The sequence below is a fragment of the Metabacillus halosaccharovorans genome (genome assembly GCF_002019635.1).
In the GTDB taxonomy this organism is placed as follows: Bacteria; Bacillota; Bacilli; order Bacillales; family Bacillaceae; genus Metabacillus; species Metabacillus halosaccharovorans.
Map to the genome: position 1 here is coordinate 198,385 of NZ_KV917372.1, position 12,550 is coordinate 210,934.

12 protein-coding genes are annotated in these 12,550 nt (G+C 37.5%); 10 read left to right on the top strand and 2 right to left on the bottom strand.

Going from position 1 to position 12,550, the window contains the following annotated elements; genetic code table 11:
- The first annotated feature begins 78 nt into the window (after nt 1-78).
- The 5 genes from BK577_RS26420 (at nt 79) to BK577_RS15440 (ending at nt 6,305) form a co-directional block, all read left to right on the top strand.
- Nucleotides 79-1,074 carry an alpha-L-rhamnosidase N-terminal domain-containing protein gene (locus BK577_RS26420; RefSeq protein ID WP_078433775.1) on the top strand — a complete coding sequence of 332 codons (996 nt, stop codon included), beginning with the start codon at nt 79-81 and terminating at the stop codon, nt 1,072-1,074.
- Nucleotides 1,056-2,954, top strand: a complete 1,899-nt coding sequence (locus BK577_RS15425; protein ID WP_078433776.1) for a family 78 glycoside hydrolase catalytic domain — start codon at nt 1,056-1,058, stop codon at nt 2,952-2,954. The genes BK577_RS26420 and BK577_RS15425 overlap by 19 nt, the downstream gene beginning before the upstream one ends.
- A gap of 106 nt (nt 2,955-3,060) precedes the next feature.
- On the top strand, nt 3,061-4,017 hold the full coding sequence (locus BK577_RS15430; protein WP_078433777.1) for an alpha/beta hydrolase: 957 nt from the start codon (nt 3,061-3,063) through the stop codon (nt 4,015-4,017).
- A gap of 263 nt (nt 4,018-4,280) precedes the next feature.
- A complete protein-coding gene (locus BK577_RS15435) occupies nt 4,281-5,324 on the top strand; it encodes a quercetin 2,3-dioxygenase (RefSeq protein ID WP_425435946.1) in 1,044 nt (347 codons plus the stop codon).
- 6 nt (nt 5,325-5,330) lie between these two features.
- Entirely contained in the window at nt 5,331-6,305 is a 975-nt protein-coding gene (locus tag BK577_RS15440; protein ID WP_078433778.1) for an alpha/beta hydrolase, read from the top strand.
- Nucleotides 6,306-6,595: 290 nt separating this feature from the next.
- Here BK577_RS15440 and BK577_RS15445 read toward each other — a convergent pair whose 3' ends face one another.
- Nucleotides 6,596-6,829: a helix-turn-helix domain-containing protein gene (locus BK577_RS15445; protein ID WP_078433779.1), complete on the bottom strand. Its 234-nt coding sequence runs from the start codon at nt 6,827-6,829 to the stop codon at nt 6,596-6,598.
- 11 nt (nt 6,830-6,840) lie between these two features.
- Nucleotides 6,841-7,317, bottom strand: a complete 477-nt coding sequence (locus BK577_RS15450) for a DUF2975 domain-containing protein (protein WP_078433780.1) — start codon at nt 7,315-7,317, stop codon at nt 6,841-6,843.
- Nucleotides 7,318-7,562: 245 nt separating this feature from the next.
- On the opposite strand from BK577_RS15450, the gene BK577_RS15455 reads away from it, so the two are divergent.
- From BK577_RS15455 to BK577_RS15475, 5 genes are all read left to right on the top strand, one after another.
- The gene (locus BK577_RS15455; RefSeq protein ID WP_078433781.1) at nt 7,563-7,883 is read left to right on the top strand and encodes a PadR family transcriptional regulator; all 321 of its coding nucleotides are present in this window, start codon (nt 7,563-7,565) and stop codon (nt 7,881-7,883) included.
- Nucleotides 7,876-8,472 (top strand): DUF1700 domain-containing protein, encoded by a 597-nt coding sequence (locus BK577_RS15460; RefSeq protein WP_078435272.1) that lies wholly within the window; start codon nt 7,876-7,878, stop codon nt 8,470-8,472. The genes BK577_RS15455 and BK577_RS15460 overlap by 8 nt, the downstream gene beginning before the upstream one ends.
- On the top strand, nt 8,473-9,426 hold the full coding sequence (locus BK577_RS15465) for a DUF4097 family beta strand repeat-containing protein (RefSeq protein WP_078433782.1): 954 nt from the start codon (nt 8,473-8,475) through the stop codon (nt 9,424-9,426).
- 150 nt (nt 9,427-9,576) lie between these two features.
- Nucleotides 9,577-11,874 carry an ATP-dependent DNA helicase gene (locus tag BK577_RS15470; protein WP_078433783.1) on the top strand — a complete coding sequence of 766 codons (2,298 nt, stop codon included), beginning with the start codon at nt 9,577-9,579 and terminating at the stop codon, nt 11,872-11,874.
- A 264-nt stretch (nt 11,875-12,138) separates the two neighbouring features.
- Entirely contained in the window at nt 12,139-12,423 is a 285-nt protein-coding gene (locus BK577_RS15475; protein WP_308222708.1) for a heterocycloanthracin/sonorensin family bacteriocin, read from the top strand.
- Nucleotides 12,424-12,550: the final 127 nt, after the last annotated feature.

Genomic DNA, 12,550 nt, shown 5'->3' on the forward strand with positions numbered 1-12,550 from the left:
TTCTTTCATTTCACTATTATATATTCGTAGTCGTTTTGTTAAGATGAAAACAAACAGAGAAAGAAAGGGTCGAAGAAAATGTTGAAAATCAGTAATCCAACTTGTGAATATCAACCATTCCTGCTAGGAATCGACATCGCGAAACCAAGATTCTCATGGATGAGTGAATCAGACAAAAGAAATACAATACAAGCATCATATCAAATTATGGTGGCAGAAGATAATCAATTTAATAAGATAGTTTGGGATTCAGGTGAGCTAACGTGTGATCAAAGTACTCATATCAAATATAATGGAGAGCCTTTAAAATCCTTTACAAGATATTTTTATAAAGTAAGAATCTCGGATCAGTTTGGAAGATACTCAGAATGGAGTATGACGAACTGGTTTGAAACCGCTTTTTTAGAGGGTGACGACTGGAAGGCAAAATGGATTACACCGAAAAAGCAGGATGTTGAGGAGGAGGTATTTGCTCTTCGAAATACGTTAACCTTAAAAGACGACATTCAATCTGCACGGGTTTATGTGACATCTTTAGGTATTTACCAACTTTATATAAACGGAACTGAAATAGGCGATGCCTTATTAACACCAGGGTGGACCAGTTACCATCACCGCCTGCAATACCAAACATATGACGTCACAAACAATCTGGCAAAAGGCAGCAATGCACTTGGTATTTTATTATCTGAAGGTTGGTTCAAAGGAATGGGCTTTGATAAGCGGTATAAATATGGGGAAAACTTATCAGCCTTACTTGAATTGCATGTTGTTTATCAAGATGGTAAAAAAGAGATTTTCACGTCAAATGAAGAGTGGAAGTCAGGAGAAAGTGCTTTTGTAGCGGCAAGTATTTACAATGGTGAAACATATGATGCAAGACTTGAGAATAACTGGAGTAAAGCGGATTTTCTTGATGAAAGCTGGGAGCAGATCGATTGTTCTTTTAGACCTGATGCCAAGCTGGTTGCACAGCAAAACGAACTTGTTCGAGTGACAGAACGATTACTCCAATCGAATATATCGTTACACCGAAGGGTGAGAAAGTCCTGGATATGGGACAAAACATGGTAGGCCGGATGAGAATGCGTGTGACGGCACCAAAAGGAACAAAAATTATCCTTAAGCATGCGGAAGTGCTTGATAAAAATGGAAATTTCTATACAGAAAATCTTCGTACTGCAAAGCAGGAGGTTATCTACATTACAAAAGGTGATGGAGAAGAGACTTACGCCCCAACCTTCACATTTCAAGGCTTTCGATATGTAAAAGTAGAAGGGTATCCATCAGAAGATTTATCTTTGGATGATTTTACGGGTGAAGTCATTCATTCAGATATGGAACGTACGGGTGAATTTATCACAGATAATGAATTAATAAATCGCCTGCATAGCAATGTGGTTTGGGGACAACGAGGAAACTTTGTTGATGTTCCAACTGACTGCCCGCAACGAAACGAGCGACTAGGTTGGACTGGTGATGCCCAAGTATTTATTGGAACCGCTCTATATAACTACCAAGGAGCATCTTTCTTTAAAAAATGGCTGTTAGACTTAAAAGCTGATCAAAAACCTGATGGACAAGTACCTTTTGTGATTCCTGATATTATTCCGGGTAACCAAGTAGCTTCAGGATGGAATGATGCTGCGACGATCATTCCTTGGACAATCTATCAAGTGTACGGTGACAAGCAAATTCTTGAAGATCAATATGAAAGCATGAAAGCCTGGGTGGAAAAAGTACGAAGTCTTGCAACAAATGAAACAGTATGGAAGGCAAAAATTCAATTTGGTGATTGGCTGGCACTTGATGGTGATCCGCATTCACCAGTTGGTGCTACACCAATTCCGTTAATTGCAACAGCCTATCACGCATATTCCACCCATATTTTAGCCAAAGCAGCGTCTGTTTTAGGCTTTGAAAAAGATGCGGATGAGTACTTTGCTTTATATGAAAAAATCGTTACCGATTTCCAAGCAGAATTTACAACCGCAACTGGAAATGTGATCGGTGGTACGCAAACAAGCTATATCATCCCGCTTGCATTTAATCTATTAAAAGGGGATGCAGCACGAAAAGCTGCACACGAGTTACATCGTATGATCGTGGCAAATGATTACCACCTGACAACAGGATTTTTAGGAACCCCACATTTGTGTTCTGTACTATCACAACATGGTTATCATGAGACAGCATTAAGATTATTGCTTCAAGACGAATACCCGTCATGGCTGTTTGAAGTGAAAAACGGTGCGACGACGATTTGGGAACGCTGGAACAGTATGAATCCAGATGGTACGTTTAATGATTCCGGCATGACTTCGTTCAATCATTACGCATATGGAGCAGTGGCTGAATGGATGCATAACACAATCGCAGGTATTTCGGTTGATGAAACAACACCAGGCTATAAGAAGTTTAAAATTGCACCGAAAATCAATCCACTCGGCATGACTGAAGTGAAAGCCAGCTATAAGTCACTTTATGGCGAAGTGGTGAGTAAGTGGAAACTTAACGAAAATGAGGTCACTCTGAAAGTAACAGTTCCGGTTAACACAGAAGCGGACGTCATCTTACCAGCTCAGGCTTCAAACATCACTTTAGATGGAGACGGAAAACAACAATCAACATTTACTTTAGGTTCTGGAAACTATTTCTTTACCTTCCTGCTTGACGACGTAAATCAAAAGGTGTTTACAAATGAAAGTGTTTTAGGTGAGGTTATTTATTATCCAGAAGCAAAAGCAGTAGTTGAAAGTTACTTGACCAATTTTATGCACGGTGAAATGCCACCACACGTTGCGTTCCAAATGATGAAAGGGATGACGTTTGGAGAATGCAAAGTAACACCGGAGACTGGGATCACTTCTAGTCAAGTGGATGAAATACTGGGAAAAATCAATAAAATCGTGAATGGTACTTCAATAAATGAAAAACATCATGCTAAAATTTAAACAGGGAGTAATTGAAAATTCAATTATGATCTTGTAAAAAGCACATCAAGATAGCTCGCATTTGAAGTGATAGTAGTAAATGAACTGCAAACAAGGGGGAGAATCAATGAAATCTGAAGTGATAAAGTTCTATGATGACCGAGATGATGTAACATTAACAACTTATGTGATCGCAGATTCACCGGAATTATTGGGTGGAAAGAAGAGACCTTCTATTCTTATTTGTCCGGGAGGAGCCTATTTAGCTTGTTCTGACAGAGAAGCAGAAGCAGTGGCATTAAGGTTTGCGGCTATGGGATATCATGCCTTTGTCCTTCGATATTCAACCTATATGGGAGGAGAAGTTGGATTTCCAAATTTTCAAGAAGAAATGAAAGTGAAGGAACACTCCATTCACCCGACACCTATGAGAGAAATAGGTAAAGCGATGCTGACGATTAGGGAACATGCTGAAGATTGGCTTGTAGATGTAAATAAAATCGCTATCTGCGGATTCTCAGCTGGTGCACACAATTGTGCTATGTATTCCGTGTATTGGGATAAGCCTATTATGCATGAATATTTCAATGAAAAACCGGATATGTTCAAACCCGCCGCTACGATTCTGGGATACACTTTAAGTGATTATCTTTTCATGCGCTCATTCCCAAAAAGTCCTATTGATTCAAAGCTATTTGAAGCTGCTAATCTCGCATTTACAGGCAACAAAGAACCTGATGAGGAAACACTTAAAGAAATAAGTCCGGTTTTCCACGTGTCAGAAAGTACGCCACCTATGTTCTTATGGGCGACGTCAGAGGATACATTAGTACCAGCTCAACACACACTAAGGATGGCACATGCACTAGCCGATAAAAACATTCCTTATGAAGTTCACATTTATGAAAAGGGACCACATGGTTTAAGTCTCTCGAACCAGGCAACAGCTCAGGCAAAAAGCCAAATGTACCGCGATGCGTCTAGATGGATTGTTGAAGCGGAAGCGTGGTTGGAAAAAAGATTTGCTTTGGAACTACCTGAACTAACACCCTTTGAATTAATGGAAAAAGAACACAAGCGTTAAATATTTAAAATTTAAGATAATAAACAGGACGATACTGTATGAATATGATTCTTGCGTATCGTCTTTTCTTATATGTTTGAAATGGATAGGTTTGTGTTCGATAGAGTCATAGTGCTAGAGCATTTTTTCCGTTATTCTAATACTAGTTGCACACATTAGATTCGAGCAATAATCTCTTTGGTTTTAACATTATTTACCTTTGAAACAACTGCTAAAATAGAAAAGGTTGATTTGTAAATATAGACTTACGAGGAGGAATTATGTTGAGTAATTTAAATATGAAAACGCTACCAAATAACAAGGTACCTTATCTATTAAAAAGTGGAGAAGGAGAACGATATCTATTTGGAAGACAACTAGCAACAATAATTGCCAGTGGGGAAAGTACGGGAAATTTAGTAGAAATGGTCATTCTCTCCGGTGGAAAAGAAGATCATTTCCCTCTTCATAAACATGAACGAACTCATGAAGCCATTTATGTTCTACATGGCAGGTTGGAACTGGACATTTCTGGGCAAAAATATTTGCTTACAGAAGGAAACTACGCCTTTATCCCGGCTGGTACTATACATGCTTATAATATGCAAAGTCATCGAACACAAATTCTTTCCATCAGCTCAAAAGGGGAGATCTCAAGTTTATATCGTACAATAGGGAAGCCTTATGAAAAATATGTTCACCCACCAAAAGCGATCAATGAATTGTCACGAGAACAATATGAGGAAGCTTCACTCATTGCGGATGTTTCTTTTCTTTTTGACAAGCAAACAGAAGGTGCTGCACAAATTGTTGAAAATGGCTCTATTCCTGAGGAGGCAGCGCCTTTTATTCTTGAAACAGGGGAAGGAATCCGATTAGTTGCAGCAGAACAACTCTTTATTCTTGTCACAACACAAAAAAATACAAATGGTGAATTTATCACTGCACTAACAGAAGGACCTAAAGGAGATTTCATACCAGAACATTATCATGAAAAACATTCAGAAACTTTTTTCTGTCTAGAAGGTCAAATGACCATGACGGCAAACGGTGAGGAAATCGTATTATCTCCGGGGGATTTTCTGCATGTTCCAGCTTTTACGAAGCATTCATATCGATTAGATTCTCACTATACAAAGTTCATCGGCTTTTTAGCGACAGGATTGTTTGAACCATTCTTCAATACGTTATGTGATGTGTATGATGGTTATATCTTCCCAAGTGATCCGCCTCCATTCCGTTTTGACAGGATTCTTAAAACACTACATACACTTGATTTAAAACCATCAGGCGCTCCTCCGGTCAAAGAGCAGCCTGTAGAAGGGTGAGAAATTATGTTGCAATCAAGTGAAATCACAAATGATGAGGTTGAAATCATTCACGATTTGGTTTATTCCGTACAAAATGAAAAAGAGTTACTGGCTGACTTATATATCCCTAAAAACAGCCAATCCCCCCTTCCCGTCATTATTTGGCTCCATGGCGGAGGATGGCGCTTTGGTGACCGGAAGCTCGGCCCGGATTTCACAACTTATTTTGCAAGCCGTGGCTTTGCGATGGTCAGTATTGAGTACCGTTTAAGTGAAGAAGTCATTTTTCCTGCTCCTATACACGATGTCAAAACGGCTATAAGATGGGTGAAGACGATTGCAGAAACCTATGGTCTTGATTCGAATAGAATCGGCCTCTGGGGTTCATCTGCAGGTGGTCACCTTGCTGCATTGGCCACAACATCGGGCACGGAAGAGTTTATAGAGAATAACCCTGAATACCCTGGAATATCCAGTGATGTCCAAGCGGTTGCGATTGGCTATGGACCGGTAGACTTTCTTAAAATGGATGAACAAAATGAAAAGAATGGAATTATCGAAGAAGATCCCGAATCAGCCCAAATTCCAACAGATAAAAAGGCAACCGATCCTGATTCATTTGAATCATTGTTTATCGGTGCACCAATCTCATCATGTCCTGATCGTGTAAAAGCAGCCAACCCTATTACATATATAAAGCCAGGTATGTCACTGCCGCCATTCCTTATTATGCACGGTTTAAGTGACACTGCTGTTCCTGCAAAGCAAAGCGAAATGCTCTACCAAGCCATTGCGGCGGAAGAAAATGATGTATCTTTTTATCTCATAAAAGGACTTGGCCACGGTTTTCTCAACAGAACGAATTTAGATGATGATGGACCAAAACTAGCAAACTGTCACATTTCAAAAGATGGTGTCGAGACGAACAATGAAGAGAGAGCACATTTTATCTTCTGGACTATTGAACAATTTTTCGTGAGAACTTTAAAGAAGTTTTAACTAGAGAGGGTGTCCCAAAAGTATTGTCTTTTGGGTTAAATCCTCTTTTTTGAGTTTGAAACAATCTTAGATATAAGGTCGTAATTTGTCGGATTATGTCTAATAGTAAATAAAATTCAATAATCGCAAATAAATTTTCAAAATAGCAAATAAATTCCCGGAATCGAAAATAAATGTCCAAAATCGTAAATAAAACAAATTTTATCTGGAAAATGGTAGATTTCTAAGGGCCAGAGGGACAGGTACACTGTCCCTTTTTCCTACGAAAAGGTCAATAACCCGGTTCAGACTTAAGAAGGTGCATGACCACCCGCCTCATCATCACTTCTATACTCCAAAATATCACCAGGCTGACAATCTAATGCCTTGCAAATCGCCTCTAAAGTGGAAAAACGAACGGCTTTTGCCTTGCCATTTTTTAATATAGAAAGATTCGCCATCGTGATTCCAACTCTTTCCGAAAGCTCTGTTACACTCATTTTTCGTTTCGCCAACATCACATCGATATTAATAATAATTGCCATAGTATTCACCTCTAGACCGTTAAATCATTTTCAGATTTGATTGTAATTGCTTCTTGTAAAAGACGTTGAAGAACAGCAGCGAATACAGCGATAACGAGTGAAGCAAAGATAGGAATCATCCCAATGATGACAAGACCTGGCGCATCATCCAACTCTGCTAAAAGGAAAACAAATGGAATGATGACCACATACAAACCGCTTATGGTTAATGCGCAGAATTTGATCACCTTTAAAGCTTTAACAGACAATTCCGAGAAAGCGTTGTTTTTGTCAATATAGCTTAAAAGCTTAAATGCCTGGAACAAGGCAATGTAAAAAGGGATTACTGATACATACATTCCGATAACAATGGGATACAGGATATGAGCATAATCCGGATTTGCGGGGTTATTAGCTAATTGAACCAATCCAAAAATAATCAAAGCAAGCACAGGTGTTCCGATAAGGAAGACAGCTGCCTTTAAAAAGAGTGTTGAACCTATTTTCATAAAAAAGCACCTCACAGAATAATTTTCGTTTTTAAATTTATCACATAATTTATTGATTTACAATAAAACTTTATTTATATTTATGGTTTTTTTGTTGTTAAATAAAAATTCTACTCACATTTATGAAAGGTAAATACAAAATTATCCAAATTTAGAATTGACGAAATGATATTATACGTCATATAATATGTTTATTCTAATAATATACGTCGTATAATATTATAAAAGAAATTGGAGGTGTTCAAATGTCATTCCAATTGGGTTCCTCTTTACTTGATGCCTGTGTCCTTGCCGTATTAGCAAAAGAAGATGCATATGGCTACTCACTCACTCAGCAAGTACGTGAAATTATGGATATCTCAGAATCGACACTTTACCCGGTACTTCGCAGATTGCAAAAGAAAGAATTTTTAACAACATATGACCGACCATTTCAAGGAAGAAATCGCCGGTATTACCGGATTACTGATAGTGGAATGGAAAAGCTCCAAGAACTTCGCAGTGAATGGGTGGAACACAAACAAAAAATTGAATCTGTTTTACTAGGAGGAATAAATGGTGAGTAAAGAAGAATATTTGAAAAAGCTCCGGGCGAAAATCAAGAAATTGCCAAGTGAAGAAATAGAAGAAGCAATAGACTATTATCGTGAGTATTTTGATGAAGCTGGAGAAGAAGATACCAAATCAGTTATTGCAAGACTCGGTTCGCCATCCTATGTTGCATCTCAAATTTTGGCCGATTATGCAATAAAAGACTTGGATAACCAAAATAGTACAACGAAAAAGAACGTTTCAGCCATTTGGTTTATCATCCTTGCCATTTTAGCCTCGCCGATCGCTTTGCCACTTGTCCTTGTGATTATTTGTCTTGTATTTACCTTAATTCTTGTTTGTGGAGTAGCTATTCTTACTTTTTTTATCCTTGTTGTAAGTTTACCAATTAGTGGATTGTTCAGCTTGTTTGCTGGCGTGTCGGTCATAGTACAAGATTGGCAAACATCCATTTTCTTTAGTGGTATCGGCCTAATTTCCATTGGTATTGGTGTGCTATTATTTTCTCCTTTTCTACAATTCACCAAGAAGACTAGCTCAGGAATTGTGAAAGTATTGAAAAGGCTGTTAGATAAAATGATTAGACGCAAGGAGGGGATCTAAATGAAACACACGAAAATCGCACTCGCAATGATTATGATCGGAATCCTTCTTGCTGTCATAGGATTATTCAGTGGAACCAAATTTTCGATTATCAAAACAGATAATGGATTGAAAGCAGTAGGAAAAGAAGATCGACAGAATGGGGAATGGGTATTGGAAGAATTCAATAATATTGAGATAGATCTCGCAGATGCAAAACTAGAGGTAATTCCTTCTGATGAGTATAAATTGGAGATTGAGAGTTTGGAAGGGACAAAAATTACACATACAGTTAAAGATAAAACACTAACGATTAAAGATGGAACATCCCGTTCAGAATTTACATTTGCCATGAACTTTATTGGAAATATACAAAAAACAATGATTAAAATATATCTACCAGCAGATAAAAAATTTGACAATGTAAGTATTGCTAATGATTTTGGAGATATCATGCTGGACGGTATGACAACAGATAAATTGACGATCTTATCCAATGATGGAGATGTAGACATCAAGGAAATTCAGGCAATGGACGTAGCAATTCAAAACGATTTTGGCGACACTAATGCCTCGAACGTAAAAACAAACAAGTTAACGATAGAAATTAATGATGGGGACGCTGAACTTAATACACTTGATATTGCGCAAGAAGCTGATCTGACAAATGATTTTGGTGAAATTTCATTACGTGATTTTACTAGTCATGGAACAAAGATCGAAAGCTCTGACGGAGAAATTTATATAAATGGTGAACTCTTAGGAAAAACAAATATAGAATCCAGCTTTGGCGATATGAAGTTGGAATTAACGAATAAGGAAACCGAACTGAATTATCATATTCAGAATGATTTTGGCGATATAGTAGTAAACGGCGAAGAATTTGAAACAAAAACCACTAATAATGTAGATACGGATGATAAAATAACAATTCTTTCAAATGATGGTGATGTTGAGATCACATTAAATAAATAAAACTACCTGTAATTTTGACGGCAAACCGGTTGAAAAGAATCGGGATGCCGTCTTTTTTATTTATGCTTATATCACTCCATCCCCCTTCATTTTTATCAATGTCTGGTATACTTTATACGATACAACTAATCTTATCTATTAGGTGATAACATGCAACCTGAAATAAAGCTCTCTGTACGTTCATTAGTTGAATATGTGTATCGAAGCGGTAGTATTGATCAACGATTTCGGACTGCCACAACCCTTACGGAAGGGACAAAAGCTCATAAAGCCATACAAAGAACGTATCAAGAAAATGATGAGAAAGAAGTTTTTCTAAAAACAGAAATAAAGTATGAAAAAATAATGTTCATCATTGAAGGTCGATGTGATGGGTTGCTTTTTCGTGAGGATAAAATTTTTATTGATGAAATCAAGTCAACATCAAGAGATTTGAGTGAAATAGAGGAAGAATCATCACCTGTACATTGGGCACAGGCAAAGGTTTATGCCTATATCTATGCAAAAGATCATGGACAAAAAGAAATGATTGTTCAATTAACTTACATACACACTGTTACAGAAGAGCAAAAAAAATTTCAAAAACATTTTTCTTTTCAAGAACTTGAACAGTTTGTATCCAAGTTAGTGGAGCACTATTTTCCATATGCATCTCTTATGCAAAATCATCAATTGAGAAGAAATCATAGTATTAATCAATTATCATTTCCATTTGCCACATATCGAGAGGGTCAACGTAAGCTTGCAGGTGTAGTTTATAAAACTATCTCAGAGGAAAAGAATATTTTTGCTAATGCACCTACTGGTATTGGAAAAACCATTTCGACGATTTTCCCAACAGTGAAGGCGATGGGAGAAGGAAAACTGGATCGTATGTTTTATTTAACAGCAAAAACTATCACAAGACAAACCGCAGAAGAAGCTTTTTCACTTATGGAAAATAAGGGATTGTGTATGAGTGCTGTTACGATTACAGCCAAGGAAAAAATTTGCTTTAAAGAAGAAACCATTTGTCAAAAGGAGTATTGTGAGTTTGCGAATGGTTATTATGACCGTGTAAATGAGGCTGTTCTCGATATTTTCTCTCATGAAACCTTTATTAATCGACATAAAATCGAGGAATATGCGAGAAAGCATATGCTTTGTCCATTTGAATTTTCCTTAGACTTAGCATTTGTGGCGGATGCAATTATTTGTGATTATAACTATATTTTTGATCCGAAAGTGTCACTAAAGCGGTTCTTTGATGAACATAAACGACAGTCCGCCTTATTAATCGATGAAGCTCATAATTTGGTTGACCGAGCCAGGGAGATGTTTTCAGCTGAATTACAAAAATCCGATTTTCTTTCATTAAAACGTGCGTATAAGGGGTCTGGTTTGTACGAATCTGTTCATAAATTAAATAAATATTTTATTGAACTGAAGAAAAAGTGTTCTGAAAAAGGACATCTTGTGTGGCAGGAAGTAGATGAAGACCTAATCAACATGCTTGAAGAATTTATAGGCAAAGCTGAGATCGAATTATTGCAACCTTCAAAATCAGTAGAGGAAGCAGGTTTATTAGAAACTTATTTTGCCGCAACAGGATTTGTTCGAATATCAAATCTCTATGATGAACGTTATGTTACATATGTCGAAACAGAGAAAAATGAAGTTCATCTTAAAATGTTCTGTTTGGATCCTTCTCATCTATTACAGCAGGTTAGTAAGAAGTTTCGGACAACTGTCTATTTTTCTGCAACACTTTTACCATTTCAGTATTATTTGGATATGTTAGGTGGTACGTCAGAGGATTATACGATTTCGATTCCTTCACCGTTTGCAAAAGAACAGACAGAGGTATTCCTTCAACCGTTATCGACTCGGTACCATGACAGAGAACATACAAAAAAGCCGATAATTGATATGCTTTCAAAGCTTTTGAAAGAACGCAGTGGAAACTATTTGATCTTCTTTCCTTCCTATCAGTATATGAACAGTGTATATGAAGACTTTACTACTAGCTGTCCTGACATTCGTTGCATTTTTCAGACGAAAAAAATCAATGAAGAAGAACGTGAGCAATTTTTAAAAGAGTTTAAAGAAGAAAGTACGGAACCATTTATAGGCTTTGCTGTATTAGGTGGTATTTTTTCTGAAGGTGTTGACTTAAAAGGGAATAGGCTGAATGGTGTCATCGTTGTAGGTGTGGGTTTACCACAGCTGTGCCTGGAACGAAATATAATGAAAGATTATTTTCAAACAACAGGAAAAACCGGATATGATTACGCATATACCTTCCCCGGCATGAACAAAGTGTTACAGGCAGGTGGCCGATTGATCAGATCTGAGACAGATACCGGAGTAATAGTACTTGTTGATGATCGGTTTCTAACTCAGAAATATCAAGGACTTTTACCAAGGGAATGGAGGGATTTTGAATATGTTCAAAATCTCCCGGAATGATAAATAACTTAGTTATTTCAAGAGAAACGATTAGTCGTTTCTCTATTTTTATTGCATGCCGAGCAAGCCTTAATCTATTAAAATTTCATAAATAATTAGGCTCTTTCACCAGTAGCAATACCCACTCAACTTACATAATTTGTTTAAGAAGTATGTATCTGCCTAAAATTAACTTGAATTTAGTTGTCCGTTTCTCGTCACTGGTTCCAGGTAAGTATTATGAGGAGGTTTTACTTAATGAATAATTTTCAACAGGATCTTCAGATGTTAAATCTCGGAGATTACCAAGCTACTCAGGCCGTACCTTATGACCCGAATCAATATTATTATGATGATGAAAGACTGTACGTTGGTATTGGGGGGTTATTCCGCTGTTATAGTTGTTTTAGCTGTTATAACTGTTTCAACTGTTATAGTTGTTTTAGCTGTTTCAGTTGTTCTAATTGTGGAGGCCGTTGTGGCGGAGGTCGTTGTGGTGGAGGTCGTTGCAGTGGCGGTGGCGGTGGTCGCTGTGGTGGAGGCGGCGGAGGCCGTTGCGGAGGAAGATAAAATAAGATTCGTTAATAGATACGGAAAGCCTCTACATAGCAATGTAGGGGCTTTATTTGATAGACATAAGGGACAAATAGCCATACATAAGATTGTATTATTGTATTTAAAAAGACAATGGCAGCTG